Genomic DNA, 17,482 nt, shown 5'->3' on the forward strand with positions numbered 1-17,482 from the left:
TTATTCACTTTCCGAATCAGGCGTGATGACTTTGACGGAACCATTTCGACAGTGAACGGCATAATCTGTCGGTAACGGGCGATCGCTAATCAGGACATCAAAGGCAGAAAGCGGACCAATGCTGGCAGGCGCGACCTCATCAAACAGGGCGTGACGCGCCAGCAAAATTTTGCGCAGACCGCGCTCCATCGCTTTACGTTTGGCGGCAAGATCGTCCGGGTTAAACCAGCTCACGCCAAAATGCTCATGTACGCCACTGGCGGAAATAAACACTTTGCGCGGATTGAGCGAGTCCAGCGCCGAAGGATTATTGGCATCATAAAAGGCATCGCTCTTGGCCCGATAGGTGCCGCCGCACAGAATCGCCGTGGCATTAGGCTTCTCATTAAGCGCGATAAATACCCGATGCGAGTAGCAAATTCCGGTAAAGGTAATATCATCCGGTATCATGTTAATGACTAATGGCATTTCCGGTCCGTTATCAAAAAAGACCAGATCGTTTTCACGCACCAGTCCAGCGGCCAGGATCGCAACGGGAAGATCGTCCCGATGATGCGGCTTGTCCGCCGGCAACGGCGTATTAGTTGAAGACGCAGGTTTATTTACCATGACGATATAGCCGCCGAGCAGCGTTAGCGGTAAAGGTTCATCGTCCTGGCTGAGATCGCGGCGAATGGTCATCACTGAAACTTCCAGCATCCGCGCGGCGTCTTTCAGATGGATTCGATCGGTCTTTTTCAGTAACTCCATCAAGCGTCGGATACGTTCTTTTTGCTTGGTCTCCATTCACCCTCTCCGCAAATCATATTGTCATGTTCCTTCAGTAACATTTATGTGTTTCTGAGAACATCACAGTGTAGCATTACTATACGTCTGGCCGTCAGGAAATAAAAGTGGGTTTATTCGCGTTTTTTAATAATAAATATTTAAATTTCAGTGAATTGTAACAAAAGGAATGATTCGTTGTGCGTATGTTCTGCCTGGGGGTGTTCACTAAGTAACCGGAAAAATGATCCTCTAATCGCGATCAGAGTCACAAATGATACGGAAATAACATGATAGTGTTATTTTAATATCATTGCCGTGTGACGATTTCTGAGAGGGAGTAATATGGATATCGCGGTTATTGGCTCTAACATGGTGGACCTTATCACCTACACCAACCAGATGCCCAAAGAAGGGGAAACTCTGGAAGCGCCAGCGTTTAAAATCGGCTGCGGCGGAAAAGGGGCGAACCAGGCTGTGGCGGCCGCTAAGCTCAATTCAAAAGTCTTGATGCTGACCAAAGTGGGTGACGATATTTTTGCCGACAACACCATTCGTAATCTCGAATCCTGGGGTATCAACACGACGTATGTGGAAAAAGTACCGTGTACCAGCAGCGGCGTAGCGCCGATTTTCGTCAATGCCAATTCCAGCAACAGCATTCTGATCATCAAAGGCGCAAACAAGTTTCTCTCGCCGGAAGATATCGATCGCGCGGCGGAAGATTTAAAAAAATGCCAGCTTATTATTCTGCAACTGGAAGTTCAGCTTGAAACGGTTTACCACGCAATAGAATTTGGCAAGAAACACGGGATTGAAGTGTTATTAAATCCTGCGCCCGCATTACGGGAATTAGATATGTCTTATGCCTGTAAATGCGACTTCTTTGTACCCAACGAAACCGAACTGGAAATATTAACGGGTATGCCGGTTGATTCCAGCGATTGTATTCGCGCGGCGGCGCGTTCGCTGGTGGATAAAGGGCTGAATAATATTATTGTTACGATGGGCGAAAAGGGCGCGCTATGGATGACGCGTGACAAGGAAGTACACGTTCCGGCGTTTAACGTTAATGCTGTCGATACCAGCGGCGCGGGCGATGCTTTTATCGGCTGTTTCGCGCATTACTATGTCCAGAGCGGAGATGTGGAAGCCGCCATGAAAAAAGCCGTCCTCTTTGCCGCTTTCAGCGTCACCGGGAAAGGCACCCAATCCTCTTATCCAAGCATTGAGCAATTTAATGAGTATCTTTCGTTGAACGAATAATAATCACCCTGCACTGTTAAAGGTAGCACTATGAACGATAAAAACATCGTTCAGATGCCCGATGGGTATCTGAATAAGACCCCTCTGTTCCAGTTTATTTTGTTATCCTGTTTATTCCCGTTATGGGGATGTGCAGCCGCGTTAAACGATATTCTGATTACGCAATTTAAAAGTGTATTTTCGCTGAGCAACTTTGCTTCGGCATTAGTACAAAGCGCCTTTTATGGCGGTTATTTTTTAATTGCTATTCCGGCCTCGCTGGTCATTAAAAAAACCAGTTATAAAGTGGCGATACTTATCGGCCTGACGCTGTACATTGTCGGCTGTACGCTCTTTTTCCCGGCGTCGCACATGGCGACCTACACCATGTTCCTCGCGGCGATTTTCGCCATTGCGATTGGCCTGAGTTTCCTGGAAACGGCGGCGAATACCTACAGTTCGATGATCGGGCCAAAAGCCTACGCAACGCTGCGGCTGAATATCAGCCAGACCTTTTATCCGATCGGCGCGGCGGCAGGAATTTTATTGGGTAAATATCTGGTCTTTTCCGAAGGGGAAAGCCTGGAAAAACAGATGGCGGGCATGAATGCCGAGCAAGTCCACAACTTCAAGGTACTGATGCTGGAAAACACTCTGGAACCCTATAAATACATGATTATGGTTCTGGTGGTGGTGATGGTACTGTTCCTGCTGACGCGTTTCCCGACCTGTAAAGTCGCGCAAACCGCGAGTCATAAACGCCCCTCGGCGCTGGATACGCTACGCTATCTCGCCAGCAACGCCCGTTTCCGTCGCGGTATTGTGGCGCAGTTCCTGTATGTGGGAATGCAGGTGGCGGTCTGGTCGTTCACTATCCGTCTGGCGCTGGAGTTAGGCGATATCAATGAGCGCGATGCTTCTACCTTTATGGTCTACAGCTTCGCCTGCTTCTTTATCGGCAAGTTTATCGCCAACATTCTGATGACGCGCTTTAACCCGGAAAAAGTCCTGATGCTTTACTCTGTTATCGGCGCGCTATTCCTGGCCTACGTGGCGCTGGCGCCAAGCTTTAGCGCGGTATACGTGGCGGTGCTGGTCAGCGTCCTGTTTGGCCCCTGCTGGGCGACCATTTATGCCGGAACGCTCGATACCGTCGATAACGAACATACCGAAATGGCGGGAGCGGTCATCGTGATGGCGATTGTCGGCGCGGCGGTGGTTCCGGCGATTCAGGGCTACGTGGCGGACATGTTCCACTCGCTACAGCTCTCATTCCTGGTTTCCATGCTGTGCTTTGTTTACGTTGGCGTTTACTTCTGGCGCGAAAGCAAAGTGCGCGGCAACCTGGCTGAAGTCGCCGCGTCCTGAGGAGAGAAACCATGACAACACGTATTACTTTATGGCGGGAGCTCTTTAGCGAGCAGCCGCGTAACCTGCTGGAAGATGACGATTTTACGGTTACGGCGTTTCGTTACGCCAGCGACGTGGAAGGATTGAAAATACAAAACAGCCGCGGTCATCTGGTGATTCTGCCCTGGATGGGGCAGATGATTTGGGACGCGCAGTTTGACGGTCATGACCTGACTATGCGCAACATGTTCCGCCAGCCGAAGCCGGCTGCGGAAGTGGTGGCGACGTATGGTTGCTTTGCTTTCCATTCCGGACTGTTGGCGAATGGCTGCCCGTCGCCAGAAGATACACATCCGCTGCACGGCGAGATGCCCTGCGCGGCCATGGACGACGCCTGGCTGGAGTTAGACGGCGACAGTTTACGCGTGACCGGCCGTTATGAATATGTGATGGGATTCGGTCATCATTATCAGGCGCAACCTGCGGTGGTGATGCGTAAAGCAAGCGCGCTGTTTGATATTCAGATGGCAGTGACTAACCTGGCTTCAGTCGCCATGCCGCTACAGTACATGTGCCACATGAACTATGCCTATGTGCCGAACGCCACGTTTCGCCAGAATATTCCGGATACCGCGTTGACGCTACGCGAGTCGGTTCCGGCGCATGTTAAGCCTACCGAGCGGTGGCTGGCGTTTAATCAGCGACTTTTGCAGGGTGAAGCCTCGCTGGCAACGCTCAACGCGCCTGGCTTTTACGACCCGGAAATCGTGTTCTTTGCCGATGAACTGGACAAGTACGCGGATACCCCAGAGTTCCACATGATCGCGCCTGATGGCACCACGTTCGTGACACGTTTCGCCAGCGCGGAGCTGAATTACGTGACCCGCTGGATTCTTTATAACGGCGATCAGCAGGTTGCCGCCTTTGCCCTGCCCGCGACCTGTCGGCCTGAAGGTTTTCTCGCGGCGCAGCGAAATGGAACCTTGCTTCAACTGGAACCGCAGCAAACCCGGACATTTACCGTCACGACAGGCATTGTCTGACCGCTCAAGGCTTGAACAGCTGCGCGCTTATCGTTAAGGTAAGCGCGTTTTTTTTACCCATCAGGACAGAACTCATGATCACCGTTGCCCTTATCGACGACCACCTTATCGTCCGCTCCGGCTTTGCACAGCTACTGGGGATGGAACCTGATTTGCAGGTGGTCGCCGAGTTTGGTTCCGGGCGCGAAGCGTTGGCAGGCTTACCGGGGCGCGGCGTACAGGTGTGTATCTGCGATATCTCGATGCCGGATATTTCCGGACTGGAGTTGCTAAGCCAACTGCCAAAAGGGATGGCGACGATCATGCTCTCGGTTCACGATAGCCCGGCGCTGGTGGAACAGGCGTTGAACGCCGGCGCGCGCGGTTTTCTCTCTAAACGCTGTAGTCCGGATGAGCTGATCGCCGCGGTGCATACGGTGGCGACGGGCGGCTGCTATTTGACCCCCGATATTGCCGTGAAACTGGCGGCAGGTCGGCAAGATCCGCTGACCAAACGCGAGCGTCAGGTGGCGGAAAAACTCGCCCAGGGTATGGCGGTAAAAGAGATTGCCGCCGAGCTGGGGCTGTCGCCAAAAACGGTGCACGTCCATCGCGCGAATCTGCTGGAAAAATTAGGCGTCAGTAACGACGTTGAACTGGCGCATCGCATGTTTGACGGTTGGTAATGAACACCCTTTTTTCCCGTTTAATCACTGTCGTTGCCTGCTTTTTTATCTTCTCCGCCGCGTGGTTCTGCCTGTGGAGCGCCAGCCTGCATCTGGTGGAACGTCCGGAACTGGCGGCGCTGTTGTTTCCGTTTGGCCTGCGTCTGGGGTTGATGCTGCAATGCCCGCGCGGCTACTGGCCCGTGCTGCTTGGCGCGGAGTGGCTGCTGGTGTACTGGTTGGCGCAGGAAGTCGCGCTCGCCCATCTGCCGCTTTTGATGCTCGGTAGTGTGTTGACGCTACTGCCCGTGGCGCTAACCTCACGTTACCGCCATCAGCGCGACTGGCGCACGTTATTGCTTCAGGGCGCGGCCCTCACCGCCGCGGCGCTACTGCAATCCCTGCCCTGGCTGGGGCAGGGGGAAGCGGCATGGAACGCGCTACTGCTGACCCTCACGGGTGGTCTGACGCTGGCCCCCATCTGCCTGGTTTTCTGGCACTATCTCACCAGCACTACCTGGCTACCGCTGGGACCATCGCTGGTATCGCAGCCGGTAAACTGGCGCGGGCGGCATCTGATCTGGTATCTGCTGCTGTTTATCGTCAGTCTGTGGCTGCAACTGGGTTTACCTGCTGAACTTTCGCGCTTCACGCCGTTCTGCCTGGCGTTGCCGATTATCGCGCTCGCCTGGCATTATGGCTGGCAGGGCGCGCTCATTGCTACGCTGATGAACGCTATCGCGCTGATCGCCAGCCAGACCTGGCACGATCATCCCGTCGATTTATTACTTTCGCTGTTGGCGCAAAGCCTGACCGGGCTACTGCTTGGCGCGGGCATTCAGCGCCTGCGCGAGCTGAACCAGTCGTTGCAAAAGGAGCTGGCGCGCAACCATCGGCTGGCGGAGCGTCTTCTGGAGACCGAAGAGAGCGTGCGGCGCGATGTTGCGCGTGAGCTGCACGATGACATCGGGCAGACCATCACCGCGATTCGTACCCAGGCGGGCATTGTACAACGGCTGGCGGCGGATAACGGCGGCGTGAAGCAGAGCGGGCAACTTATCGAGCAGCTTTCGCTGGGCGTGTATGACGCCGTGCGTCGCCTGCTGGGGCGCTTGCGCCCGCGCCAGTTAGACGACTTAACGCTGGCGCAGGCCATCCGCTCGCTGTTGCGCGAAATGGAGCTGGAAAGCCACGGTATTGTCAGCCACCTCGACTGGCGAATTGACGAAACGGCGCTGAGCGAAAGTCAGCGCGTGACGCTGTTTCGCGTCTGTCAGGAAGGGCTGAATAACATCGTAAAACATGCCAATGCCAGCGCGGTGACGTTACAGGGCTGGCAACAGGACGAGCGGCTGATGCTGGTGATTGAGGATGACGGCAGCGGCCTGCCGCCGGGCTCTCACCAGCAGGGCTTCGGCCTGACCGGAATGCGCGAACGCGTGTCGGCGCTCGGCGGGACGCTAACCATCTCTTGTACCCACGGTACGCGGATAAGCGTCTCGTTGCCCCAGCGTTACGTTTAAGGAAGGATAATGCTTTCGTTTTTAAAAGCCCCGGCTAACGCGCCGCTCATCACCGATAAGCACGAGGTTGACGCCCGCTATCGCTACTGGCGGCGGCACATCCTGATCACCATTTGGTTGGGTTACGCGCTGTTCTATTTCACCCGTAAAAGCTTTAGCGCCGCCGCGCCGGAAATCCTTGCCAGCGGCATTCTGACCCGCAGCGATATCGGCCTGCTGGCGACGCTGTTTTACATCACCTACGGGGTGTCGAAATTTGTTTCCGGCATCGTTAGCGATCGCTCTAACGCCCGCTATTTTATGGGCATCGGGCTGATTGCGACCGGCGTAGTGAATATTCTGTTCGGCTTCTCGACCTCGCTGTGGGCCTTTGCTCTGCTATGGGCGTTGAACGCCTTTTTCCAGGGGTTTGGATCGCCGGTTTGCGCCCGTTTGCTGACCGCCTGGTACTCGCGTACCGAGCGCGGCGGCTGGTGGGCGTTATGGAACACCGCGCATAATGTCGGCGGGGCGCTGATCCCTCTCGTCATGGCCGCTGTCGCCCTGCATTATGGCTGGCGCGTCGGGATGATGGTGGCCGGATTGCTTGCCATCGGGGTGGGCATGGTCCTCTGCTGGCGGCTGCGCGACCGTCCGCAGGCGATTGGTTTACCGCCGGTAGGCGACTGGCGGCACGATGCGCTGGAAGTCGCCCAACAGCTAGAGGGCGCGGGGCTAAGCCGCAAAGAAATCCTCGCTAAATATGTGCTGTTGAATCCTTATATCTGGCTGCTTTCGCTGTGTTATGTCTTAGTGTACGTGGTACGCGCGGCGATTAACGACTGGGGCAACCTGTATATGTCCGAGACGCTGGGCGTGGATTTGGTGACGGCCAACACGGCAGTATCGATGTTTGAGTTGGGCGGATTTATCGGCGCGCTGGTGGCGGGCTGGGGCTCGGACAAACTCTTCAACGGCAACCGCGGACCGATGAATTTAATCTTCGCCGCCGGGATTTTGCTCTCTGTGGGGTCGCTGTGGCTGATGCCGTTCGCCAGCTACGTGATGCAGGCGGCCTGTTTCTTCACCACCGGTTTCTTTGTCTTCGGCCCACAGATGCTCATTGGCATGGCGGCGGCGGAGTGCTCGCATAAAGAGGCGGCGGGCGCGGCCACCGGCTTTGTCGGCCTGTTCGCCTATCTCGGCGCGTCACTTTCCGGCTGGCCGTTAGCGAAAGTTCTGGAGATCTGGCACTGGACCGGTTTTTTCGCGGTCATCGCCATCGCGGCGGGGATCTCCGCGCTATTGCTGCTGCCATTTCTGAACGCCCAGGCCCCACGCGAGACCAGCGAAGCGTGATGCACCTCACCTTTTTGCGCTGAATGGGGCAAAACTAAGAAATTTTCCCGGTTTTGCCTGGACGCTGTCGCAGGCCACTTTTCCTGTGGATTTTTACAATGCCTGCCATTCGCAGGTATAAAAATTAGCTCAGGAGTAATCCATGCTGGCCTTCTTAAACCAGGTGCGCAAGCCGACCCTGGATCTGCCGCTCGATGTGCGGCGTAAAATGTGGTTCAAGCCGTTCATGCAGTCCTATCTGGTGGTTTTTATCGGCTACCTGACCATGTACCTGATCCGCAAAAACTTTAACATCGCGCAGAACGACATGATCTCTACCTACGGGTTGAGCATGACCGAGCTGGGGATGATTGGCCTGGGCTTCTCGATCACCTACGGCGTGGGGAAAACGCTGGTTTCCTACTACGCTGACGGTAAAAATACCAAGCAGTTTCTACCGTTTATGTTGATCCTCTCCGCTATCTGTATGCTCGGCTTCAGCGCCAGTATGGGCGCGGGGTCAACCAGTCTGTTTCTGATGATCGCTTTCTATGCCCTGAGCGGTTTCTTCCAGAGTACCGGCGGATCGTGCAGCTACTCGACCATCACCAAATGGACTCCGCGTCGTAAACGCGGCACCTTTCTCGGCTTCTGGAATATCTCCCACAACCTCGGCGGCGCAGGCGCGGCAGGCGTGGCGCTGTTCGGCGCTAACTACCTGTTCGACGGTCACGTCATCGGCATGTTTATCTTCCCGTCGATTATCGCGCTGATTGTTGGCTTTATCGGCCTGCGTTTTGGCAGCGACTCCCCGGAATCTTACGGCCTGGGTAAAGCTGAAGAACTGTTCGGCGAAGAGATCAGCGAAGAGGATAAAGAGACTGAAGAAAACGAAATGACCAAGTGGCAGATCTTTGTTGAATACGTGTTGAAAAACAAAGTGATCTGGCTGCTGTGCTTCTCCAATATCTTCCTGTATGTGGTGCGTATTGGTATCGACCAGTGGTCAACCGTCTACGCCTTCCAGGAACTGAAACTTTCGAAAGAGGTGGCGATTCAGGGCTTTACCTTGTTTGAAGTGGGCGCGCTGGTCGGCACGTTGCTGTGGGGCTGGCTCTCTGACCTGGCGAACGGTCGTCGTGCGCTGGTAGCCTGTGTGGCGCTGGCGTTAATCATCGCCACCCTCGGCGTCTACCAGCACGCCAGCAACCAGTATGTCTATCTGGCCTCGCTGTTCGCGCTCGGTTTCCTGGTGTTTGGGCCGCAGCTATTAATTGGCGTGGCGGCAGTCGGTTTCGTACCGAAAAAAGCCATCGGCGCTGCGGACGGTATCAAGGGAACCTTCGCTTATCTTATCGGCGATAGCTTTGCCAAGCTGGGTCTGGGCATGATTGCCGACGGCACCCCCGTTTTTGGTCTGACCGGCTGGGCGGGCACCTTCGCCGCGCTGGACGCCGCCGCGATCGGCTGTATCTGCCTGATGGCGATGGTCGCCGTGATGGAAGAGCGCAAAATCCGCCGTGAGAAAAAAATTCAGCAAGTCAATATCGCTTAAATGTGTGCATTTGGTAACGTTTTGCCCGGCTTAACGCCGGGCTTTTTTATGCTTCGCGTAGGCCAGGTATCCACGTTTTGCGGTTCGATAAATCCTGTAGACCGTCGACAGCCGTAAATTTCCCGTTATGATGGGCATCCTGTTTGGTGACGGATGTGCGCATGATTTGGTTGATTCTGGCCACGTTTGTGGTGGTGTTTATTGTGGGTTTCCGGGTGCTGACGTCGGATACCCGCCGTGCGATTCGCCGCCTGAGTGAACGTTTGAATATTGATGTGGTGCCGATAGAATCAATGATTGATCAGATGGGAAAAGCGGCGGGCGGCGAATTTTTACAGTATCTGCATCGCCCTGATGAGTTGCATCTGCAAAATGCCGCTCAGGTGTTATTGATTTGGCAAATCGTGATTATTGATGGCGGCGATCAGAATTTGCAGCGGTGGCATCGGCTGTTGCAAAAATCGCGTTTAGCCGCGCCGATCACTGATACACAGGTACGGCTGGCGCTGGGCTTTTTGCGCGAAATGGAGCCCGATATGCAGGAGATTAACGCGTTTCAACTGCGCTATAACGCGTTTTTTCAGCCGGAAGAGGGCGTCTACTGGCTGCATTGATACTACTCACCTGCATACAATGCATCTTGTTAACAAAAGACGAGATGAATGAGGTTGGCAGGGGCGGCGGGCAACGTTTGACTGCCGTATGGTGCTGCGCTTATATCCGGCCTGTAGACGCTATTCATCGTAAGCCAGATAAAGCGTAGCCGCCACCGTTGCAGGCATAGATGTGATCTCATTGAATCGGTTGCACAATCAGTAGATCTATGCATGTCTTTTTTTACCCACTCATTACTGGGGATTCCTCAGCGCATTGCAGGCTTTTTTTGAAACTAACGTATAGTTGATTTTTGAGACTCAGCGTTGCTTTGAGAATTCATGAGCTTAATGATCCTTGCCGAATTCAAGAAAATGAAAATACCTGTGATGACAACTATCACTGAAATAAGTTGCTGAACACTCAGCCTTTCATCTAAAAATAAATAGGATGTAATCACCCCGGAAACGGGAACAAAAAGTGATAATGGTGCAACTTCAGTTGCCGGATACTTCTTCATCAGATTATTCCAGATCATATAACCAACAACTGTGGTTATATATGCCTGAAACAGAACAGAGAAAGAAGAACCCACCGTGATATCGTCCGGTATTGACAATACCCCTCCCCATCCCTTGACATAAACTGTCATTATTAACACAGCAGGCGCAGAGAACAAGCTTGACCATACAATAAACGCAATCATATTGGCAGGCCTAGTTAACTTCACGATAATGTTACAGACGGCCCATGACATGGCTGCAATTATCACAAAAAACACTCCTTTAATTGTGGAGGATTCCTCTGAAAAATGAATAATCATAATTAAGCCAACAAAAGCTATAACAATTCCTGAAATATGTATTTTATTTATTTTCTCGCCGAGGAAAAAGCAACTTAAAACGATCGTGAAAAATGCACTAAACTGAAGGAATACAGATGAAAGTCCAGCAGACAGTCCATTAAACATAGCAAAATTAACGACCCACCATAACCCGACACCAAAAATAACTCCGTACAGTGCAATACTTATCAGTGATATGCCTTCCGGTTTTTTAATAAAAAACACTAACGGAAAAGCACAAAATGTAAACCTTAAAAAGGTTAAAATAAAGGGATCAAGATCCCTCAAACCCAGCTCAATGACAGTAAAATTAGCACCCCACAGAACTGTCACTAAAAAGCCAACAAACAAGTCAAGTCTTTTGCTCATTTTTCATCCTAACACATAGATTTGTTGTAATATTGTTTATTTGCACGCATCACAATACCACAAAAAGCACATTGATATAACAAAACTATAACAATGGTATCCACCGCAACACAATCTACAGGATGGGTATAAAGTGTTCGATATTCAAAAACACAGACACAACTATTTCTATAACTTAGCCACCGTAGTTGAGGAGCTAATCCCAGCTGAAATATGTGATAACCTTACCGATCGCGTTAATACTATCATAGCCCAGGGATTAGTTGACCACGTTAATCATTCTGGTTTAGGTAATGATGCTGTATCTGACTTGGGTAGGGTTTATAACCATCATATATTTAAAGGTCCGGATGTCAGGGCACATTTACCGGAATTAAATGCAATCTACCACGCAATCACTCCGCTAATTAGTTTGATCACCTGCACGGACGCGATAGTTTCCCCATATTCTTTATCAGATATAAATATTAAAGCATATCCACCCGGTGGGGGAGCGCTGGGTTTACATTATGACACTAACGGAATAGCTGTTCTGTTATTTCTGACAGATAACAACGAAGCTCCATTACGTATGCAAATTAACAGAAGTCACCCTGCCAGGAAAGAAACATGGACTGAACATAAAAAAATATTTGCAAGAAAGGGAGCACTCCTTGTCATGCAGGGAAGAAAAACACTTCATGACAGTGAACCCACTATAACAGAACAAAAATTATCTGTAGTTTATAATTTTTATGAGCGTCATGACACATACCGACATGAGGATTTTGATAATTTTGTATATTACGGAAACAAACCTAAAGAGTTAATTTAATTTATCACGCTTATATTTTATTCCTACTACACTTTATAAGTTATATGATAAAGCCTTAAAAGGCTGCATTGCGGCCTTTCATCCGGCAGTAAAAATATTAGCTACGGCCTGATGCCCCGCCGCTTGCGGCGCAAAAGCTGACCTGTATTTGGTCAGTTTAAATATCGAAAATTATTGTACGTTAAGGCTGTTTTTTAATCAGGAGCCACTTCTTTATAGAGAGCCTGAATGCGACAAACCTGGGAAGTAATGTAGCCTGTCGCGTCTGCCGTTTCGCGGATGCTGAGTTTTTTTACCTGCCGGTAGTACATTACTTTCTGATGCCGTTCCTGATCTGCCTGTTTTCCCCGGTATCTACCCTGCGTATGTGCGCGTTCAATTCCCTGTTTTTGCCGCTGGCAGCGTGCCGTATTGGGCGATCAGTCTGAAAGGCCAGGTAGTATAAAAGGCGGCGGCAAACGCGGAGGCGATACCCCAGAACAGCACGGCTGAAGAGATCGACAGCGACGTTGGGTTGCCGTGCGTCACCAGTAAAAAAGTGCCGATAAGCGATGTAAGAATGGCGGTTAAGACCAGAATGCCTGGTCGTGTTCTTCGCGCTAATGCAAACCACGCCACAATAATGGTCGGCGATAAAAATTGCAGTACCGTCGCGGTGGCGGCATTGGATTTTTCAATCGTGAGCAGGAAGGTCAACTGAACGGTGAGCGCGCCCACCACGGAAAAAATCAGCAGACTCAGAGCGTCTTTGCGGTTTTTAAGAATCGAAAATATTTTATCGCCATGCATAAAGGAGAACATTACCAGGATCAGCCCAGCGAATAACAAACGTGTCATTGTCAGGAACTGTGACGACATACGGCTTTACTCCGTGATGTACTTCGCGCAAGCGCCTGAACTTCCCCACAATACGGCGGCAATCAGTACGTTCAGCATTCCTTTTCTGGTAGAACCCATTTTTTCCTCGTCATGTTGTTTTATTTTTGGGCGTGCAGACATCATAGCAGAGCTATCGCTGGTGTTACGCAGGAATTTATTGTGCAATAATTTCAGACGAACCTGTTATTGACATAATATTGTCATTTTTTTGTCATAATAAAATAGCTCACAAACTTAAACAAATCGTCACTAAACCCGCCTTTGCACTTTACGGAACATATTGACTGACTATAATAAGCGCAAATTCATGCAGGAGTAATATGTTGGACAGTCACTTTTACTTAAATCATCTGGCAAGCTAACGCACGCTATTCCTGCGCTGCTTGCCGAACCGGCGGGCAGCAATCTCCCCTTGTGACGATTGTCATCCCAAGAATGTTACAACTACGCGCATTGTCGCGAGGTAATCGTCATGTTAATGTTTAAACACGCTTTATTTCCTCCACCGTCAACACGACGCTAATTGCCTTAAGGCAACAATTTGTCGTGTGCTAAATAAAGCACGTACTTATTCTTCCAAAAAACATGGAGGAACGTATGTTGATGTTTCCTTATATTTCAAATCTACTCACCGCTATGCTATTGGGAGCGCTGATTGGCGCGGAAAGACAGTGGCGTCAACGTATGGCGGGACTACGCACCAATGCGCTGGTGGCGACAGGCGCTGCCGTTTTTATTCTGAGCTCGGTGACGACATCGCCAGACAGTCCCGGGAGAATTGCAGCGCAGATTGTCTCTGGTATCGGCTTTCTGGGGGCGGGCGTTATCATGCGCGAAGGGATGAATGTGCGCGGACTGAACACCGCGGCAACGCTATGGTGTTCAGCGGGCATCGGTGTGTTATGCGGTTTAGGTCAGTTCAAAAATGCGCTGGTGGCGACAATCATTATTCTTTGCGCCAATATTTTACTGCGTGAAGCGGCGCAACGTATAAATCAACTTCCGATATCATTCGAGGAAGAAAAACATTATATCCTGAAAGTAACCTTTAATAAAGAACATGAGAGCGCGGTTCGTCAGTGGTTACTGAATATTGTAAAAGAGGCAGAGATCTGCTTACAGGGGTTAGGTTCCGTTCCTGCTCAGGAACAGGACTATAAAGAAATTCATGCTGAGCTTGTTGGTCATGCTGATTATCTTAAAGCGCGAGAGCTTATTATATCCAGAATAGGTGATAACGATAATATCACCGCTATTCGCTGGAGTGTTAACGAACAGTAATAATTTGTTTAATCTTAACGTTACGCTAATGCGTATAAGGAGGGAATGATGGATATTCCCGAACACACAAAATAAAACCCACTCAAAATAGTGAGTGAGCAATAACCTTTTTTAGGCATAGAGAATTCTCCCAGGGCATTCACCTTCAAACCGTGAATTTATTATTCCATGGGAGTGATATGCAGGAAACACCACACCTTAATTTTGAGGATTCATCATGACTGACATGAACATTGAAAACCGGAAGCTCAATCGCCCGGCGTCAGAAAATGATAAGCAGCATAAAAAAGTATTTCCGATCGAAGCGGAAGCTTTTCATAGCCCGGAACAGACGCTGGCGCGGCTAAATAGCCATCATCAGGGGCTTACTACGGAGGAGGCAAGTGAACGGCTGAAAGTGTATGGACGTAATGAAGTGGCGCATGAGCAGGTTCCTCCGGTGCTCATTCAGCTTCTGCAGGCATTCAATAACCCATTTATTTACGTTCTGATGGCGCTTGCCGCCGTGAGTTTTGTCACCGACTACTGGCTGCCGCTACGCCGCGGCGAAGAGACCGATCTCACTGGCGTGCTGATTATTCTGACGATGGTGAGTCTTAGCGGATTATTGCGTTTCTGGCAGGAGTTTCGCACTAACAAAGCAGCACAGGCGCTGAAATCGATGGTTCGTACTACCGCCACGGTATCGCGTCGTGGACCGGGGAATATCGGCGCGGTGCAGGAAGAGATTCCCATTGAAGAGCTGGTGCCGGGCGATGTGGTTTTCCTGGCTGCGGGCGATCTTGTACCGGCGGACGTTCGGCTACTGGAGTCCCGTGATCTCTTTATCAGTCAGTCAATTCTCAGCGGTGAGTCGTTGCCCGTTGAAAAATACGATGTGATGGCCGATGTCACTGGCAAAGACAGTGAGCAATTGCCTGACAAAGATAAAAGTTTGCTGGATCTGGGCAATATCTGTCTGATGGGAACGAATGTGACCAGTGGCAGAGCGCAGGCGGTCGTGGTGGCGACAGGGAACCGCACCTGGTTCGGTTCCCTGGCGAAGTCGATTGTCGGCACACGTACCCAGACGGCTTTTGATCGCGGCGTCAACAGTGTGAGCTGGCTGTTGATACGCTTTATGCTGGTTATGGTTCCGGTTGTCCTGCTAATCAACGGCTTCAGTAAGGGAGACTGGGTAGAGGCTTCGTTGTTCGCGCTGGCGGTGGCTGTGGGGCTGACGCCGGAAATGTTGCCCATGATCGTCAGTTCGAATCTGGCGAAAGGCGCGATTGCGATGTCGCGGCGCAAAGTGATAGTTAAGCGCCTGAACGCTATTCAGAACTTCGGCGCGATGGATGTGTTGTGTACGGACAAAACCGGTACCTTAACCCAGGACAACATTTTTCTGGAACATCACCTGGATGTGGACGGTGTAAAAAACAGTCGGGTATTGATGCTGGCCTGGCTGAATAGTAGTAGCCAGAGCGGCGCACGAAATGTGATGGATCGCGCCGTACTGCGTTTTGGCGAGGGCCGCATCGCGCCATCGACAAAAACGCGTTTCGCTAAACTTGATGAGTTGCCGTTCGATTTTGTACGCCGCCGGGTATCCGTCCTGGTGGAAGATGTACAATATGGCGATAAAAGCCTTATCTGTAAAGGCGCTGTCGAAGAGATGCTAATGGCGTCCACTCATCTTCGCGAAGGCGACCGTGTGGTGCCGCTGACGGAGACGCGGCGTGAACTGCTACTGGCAAAAACAGAAGATTACAATGCGCAGGGATTTCGCGTATTGCTGGTCGCGACGCGTAAACTGGATGGCTCCGCCGCGCATCGGCCGTTGAGTACGGAAGATGAGAAAGAGCTGACGATTGAAGGCATGCTGACTTTTCTCGATCCGCCGAAAGAGAGCGCCGGAAAAGCCATTTCCGCGCTGCGTGATAACGGTGTGGCGGTCAAAGTGCTCACTGGCGATAATCCGGTGGTGACGGCGCGTATCTGCCTGGAAGTGGGCATTGATGCGCATGACATCCTGACCGGAACCCAGGTTGAGGCGATGTCGGACGTCGAGCTGGAGGCTGAAGTGGAAAAGCGCGAGGTATTCGCCCGGCTAACGCCGTTACAAAAAACACGTATTTTGAAAGCGTTACAGAAAAATGGCCATACCGTAGGCTTCCTTGGCGACGGGATTAACGACGCCCCCGCGCTTCGTGACGCGGATGTCGGCATCTCCGTCGACAGCGCCGCTGATATCGCTAAAGAGTCCTCAGATATTATTTTGTTAGAAAAAGATCTGATGGTGCTTGAAGAAGGCGTTATTAAGGGGCGCGAAACCTTCGGCAATATTATTAAGTATCTGAACATGACAGCCAGTTCCAACTTCGGCAACGTCTTTTCAGTACTGGTGGCCAGCGCGTTTATTCCGTTTTTGCCAATGTTGGCGATTCATCTGTTGATCCAGAATTTGATGTACGACATTTCGCAGTTGTCGTTGCCGTGGGACAAAATGGATAAAGAGTTTCTGCGTAAGCCGCGTAAATGGGACGCGAAAAATATCGGTCGTTTTATGCTATGGATTGGCCCAACGTCTTCTATTTTCGATATCACAACCTTTGCGCTGATGTGGTACGTTTTTGCGGCTAATAACGTAGAGGCGCAGGCGCTCTTTCAGTCCGGCTGGTTTATTGAGGGGTTGCTCTCGCAAACGCTGGTCGTGCATATGCTAAGGACGCAGAAAATACCGTTTATCCAAAGCCGGGCGACGCTGCCGGTATTATTGACGACCGGTTTGATTATGGCGATAGGCGTTTATATCCCATTCTCGCCTTTAGGCGCGATGGTTGGACTGGAGCCGCTGCCGCTCAGCTACTTCCCGTGGTTGGTAGCGACATTACTGAGCTACTGTCTGGTGGCGCAAGGAATGAAGCGCTTTTATATCAAACGCTTTGGTCAATGGTTTTAATGCTATCTGAGGGCGCCTTGATGAATCATTCATCCGATAAAATCATCGCGCTGATATTTTTACTGATGAGCCTGTTGGTGTTGCTTTTAGCCCTCTGGCAAATCGTTTTATAACGAGGTGATGCCATGCAAAAAAGAGGGTTGGACAAAATCTTTTTTCAGATCCTCCTGATAGCCATTGTACTGATTCTGTTGACTATCTGGATAAGATAACGCGCACTGGCAAACACCGCTAAACAAAAGCGGTGTTTGCCATGTGAAGCGCATATTAAATAAGAATCGTCAGAATTGTTCTTTTTCTGGCGGAGCGCTATGT

15 protein-coding genes and 2 pseudogenes are annotated in these 17,482 nt (G+C 51.1%); 13 read left to right on the forward strand and 4 right to left on the reverse strand.

Going from position 1 to position 17,482, the window contains the following annotated elements; all coding sequences use genetic code 11:
- A complete protein-coding gene (locus F4V61_RS12585) occupies positions 1-786 on the reverse strand; it encodes a DeoR family transcriptional regulator (protein ID WP_000448650.1) in 786 nt (261 codons plus the stop codon).
- Positions 787-1,110: 324 nt separating this feature from the next.
- Between F4V61_RS12585 and rbsK the strand changes: the two genes are divergently transcribed.
- From rbsK to F4V61_RS12625, 8 genes are all read left to right on the forward strand, one after another.
- Positions 1,111-2,031, forward strand: a complete 921-nt coding sequence (gene rbsK, locus F4V61_RS12590) for a ribokinase (protein WP_058344871.1) — start codon at positions 1,111-1,113, stop codon at positions 2,029-2,031.
- A gap of 30 nt (positions 2,032-2,061) precedes the next feature.
- Positions 2,062-3,378, forward strand: a complete 1,317-nt coding sequence (fucP, locus tag F4V61_RS12595) for an L-fucose:H+ symporter permease (RefSeq protein ID WP_000998360.1) — start codon at positions 2,062-2,064, stop codon at positions 3,376-3,378.
- A gap of 11 nt (positions 3,379-3,389) precedes the next feature.
- Complete coding sequence (locus F4V61_RS12600) at positions 3,390-4,403, forward strand: aldose 1-epimerase family protein (RefSeq protein WP_079827448.1); 1,014 nt, start codon at positions 3,390-3,392, stop codon at positions 4,401-4,403.
- 74 nt (positions 4,404-4,477) lie between these two features.
- Positions 4,478-5,068: a transcriptional regulator UhpA gene (gene uhpA / locus F4V61_RS12605; RefSeq protein WP_000633682.1), complete on the forward strand. Its 591-nt coding sequence runs from the start codon at positions 4,478-4,480 to the stop codon at positions 5,066-5,068.
- A complete protein-coding gene (gene uhpB / locus F4V61_RS12610; protein WP_079827447.1) occupies positions 5,068-6,570 on the forward strand; it encodes a signal transduction histidine-protein kinase/phosphatase UhpB in 1,503 nt (500 codons plus the stop codon). The genes uhpA and uhpB overlap by 1 nt, the downstream gene beginning before the upstream one ends.
- Positions 6,571-6,579: 9 nt before the next feature.
- Positions 6,580-7,908, forward strand: coding sequence for an MFS transporter family glucose-6-phosphate receptor UhpC (uhpC, locus tag F4V61_RS12615; protein WP_080160943.1), 1,329 nt, complete (start codon positions 6,580-6,582; stop codon positions 7,906-7,908).
- Positions 7,909-8,050: 142 nt separating this feature from the next.
- Positions 8,051-9,442, forward strand: a complete 1,392-nt coding sequence (gene uhpT / locus F4V61_RS12620) for a hexose-6-phosphate:phosphate antiporter (RefSeq protein WP_000879181.1) — start codon at positions 8,051-8,053, stop codon at positions 9,440-9,442.
- A 161-nt stretch (positions 9,443-9,603) separates the two neighbouring features.
- Positions 9,604-10,056: a DUF1198 domain-containing protein gene (locus tag F4V61_RS12625; protein ID WP_079828971.1), complete on the forward strand. Its 453-nt coding sequence runs from the start codon at positions 9,604-9,606 to the stop codon at positions 10,054-10,056.
- 275 nt (positions 10,057-10,331) lie between these two features.
- On the opposite strand, the gene F4V61_RS12630 is transcribed toward F4V61_RS12625, so the two are convergent.
- Complete coding sequence (locus F4V61_RS12630; RefSeq protein ID WP_079827444.1) at positions 10,332-11,249, reverse strand: EamA family transporter; 918 nt, start codon at positions 11,247-11,249, stop codon at positions 10,332-10,334.
- Between the two features lie 133 nt (positions 11,250-11,382).
- Here F4V61_RS12630 and F4V61_RS12635 point away from each other — a divergent pair, with 133 nt between their 5' ends.
- On the forward strand, positions 11,383-12,063 hold the full coding sequence (locus F4V61_RS12635) for a hypothetical protein (protein ID WP_079827443.1): 681 nt from the start codon (positions 11,383-11,385) through the stop codon (positions 12,061-12,063).
- A 194-nt stretch (positions 12,064-12,257) separates the two neighbouring features.
- Here the strand turns inward: F4V61_RS12635 and F4V61_RS22400 are convergent.
- Positions 12,258-12,470, reverse strand: a pseudogene (locus tag F4V61_RS22400) (recombinase family protein); the annotation flags it as partial.
- Positions 12,460-13,020: pseudogene (locus tag F4V61_RS12645) on the reverse strand (DMT family transporter); the annotation flags it as partial. The pseudogenes F4V61_RS22400 and F4V61_RS12645, both read right to left, overlap by 11 nt.
- Before the next feature lie 507 nt (positions 13,021-13,527).
- Here F4V61_RS12645 and F4V61_RS12650 point away from each other — a divergent pair.
- The 4 genes from F4V61_RS12650 (at position 13,528) to mgtU (ending at position 17,379) form a co-directional block, all read left to right on the forward strand.
- Positions 13,528-14,223 (forward strand): MgtC family protein, encoded by a 696-nt coding sequence (locus F4V61_RS12650; RefSeq protein ID WP_012210793.1) that lies wholly within the window; start codon positions 13,528-13,530, stop codon positions 14,221-14,223.
- Between the two features lie 217 nt (positions 14,224-14,440).
- Positions 14,441-17,167 (forward strand): magnesium-translocating P-type ATPase, encoded by a 2,727-nt coding sequence (gene mgtA, locus F4V61_RS12655; RefSeq protein ID WP_000131305.1) that lies wholly within the window; start codon positions 14,441-14,443, stop codon positions 17,165-17,167.
- 20 nt (positions 17,168-17,187) lie between these two features.
- Positions 17,188-17,280, forward strand: a complete 93-nt coding sequence (gene mgtR, locus F4V61_RS12660) for a protein MgtR (RefSeq protein WP_103143127.1) — start codon at positions 17,188-17,190, stop codon at positions 17,278-17,280.
- Between the two features lie 12 nt (positions 17,281-17,292).
- Positions 17,293-17,379: a magnesium transporter protection protein MgtU gene (mgtU, locus tag F4V61_RS22615; protein WP_253260563.1), complete on the forward strand. Its 87-nt coding sequence runs from the start codon at positions 17,293-17,295 to the stop codon at positions 17,377-17,379.
- The last annotated feature ends 103 nt before the right edge of the window (positions 17,380-17,482 follow it).

Source organism: Salmonella enterica subsp. arizonae, assembly GCF_008692845.1.
GTDB classification, from domain to species: domain Bacteria; phylum Pseudomonadota; class Gammaproteobacteria; order Enterobacterales; family Enterobacteriaceae; genus Salmonella; species Salmonella arizonae.

Bases quoted from the DNA above. Each gene is read 5' to 3' on its own strand.
- uhpB (WP_079827447.1), top strand. From the start codon at position 5,068: ATGAACACCCTTTTTTCCCGTTTAATCACTGTCGTTGCCTGCTTTTTT.
- mgtA (WP_000131305.1), top strand. From the start codon at position 14,441: ATGACTGACATGAACATTGAAAACCGGAAGCTCAATCGCCCGGCGTCA.
- uhpA (WP_000633682.1), top strand. From the start codon at position 4,478: ATGATCACCGTTGCCCTTATCGACGACCACCTTATCGTCCGCTCCGGC.
- fucP (WP_000998360.1), top strand. From the start codon at position 2,062: ATGAACGATAAAAACATCGTTCAGATGCCCGATGGGTATCTGAATAAG.
- F4V61_RS12650 (WP_012210793.1), top strand. From the start codon at position 13,528: ATGGAGGAACGTATGTTGATGTTTCCTTATATTTCAAATCTACTCACC.
- F4V61_RS12625 (WP_079828971.1), top strand. From the start codon at position 9,604: ATGATTTGGTTGATTCTGGCCACGTTTGTGGTGGTGTTTATTGTGGGT.
- uhpT (WP_000879181.1), top strand. From the start codon at position 8,051: ATGCTGGCCTTCTTAAACCAGGTGCGCAAGCCGACCCTGGATCTGCCG.
- F4V61_RS12600 (WP_079827448.1), top strand. From the start codon at position 3,390: ATGACAACACGTATTACTTTATGGCGGGAGCTCTTTAGCGAGCAGCCG.
- F4V61_RS12630 (WP_079827444.1), bottom strand. From the start codon at position 11,249: ATGAGCAAAAGACTTGACTTGTTTGTTGGCTTTTTAGTGACAGTTCTG.
- uhpC (WP_080160943.1), top strand. From the start codon at position 6,580: ATGCTTTCGTTTTTAAAAGCCCCGGCTAACGCGCCGCTCATCACCGAT.
- mgtR (WP_103143127.1), top strand. From the start codon at position 17,188: ATGAATCATTCATCCGATAAAATCATCGCGCTGATATTTTTACTGATG.
- rbsK (WP_058344871.1), top strand. From the start codon at position 1,111: ATGGATATCGCGGTTATTGGCTCTAACATGGTGGACCTTATCACCTAC.
- F4V61_RS12585 (WP_000448650.1), bottom strand. From the start codon at position 786: ATGGAGACCAAGCAAAAAGAACGTATCCGACGCTTGATGGAGTTACTG.
- mgtU (WP_253260563.1), top strand. From the start codon at position 17,293: ATGCAAAAAAGAGGGTTGGACAAAATCTTTTTTCAGATCCTCCTGATA.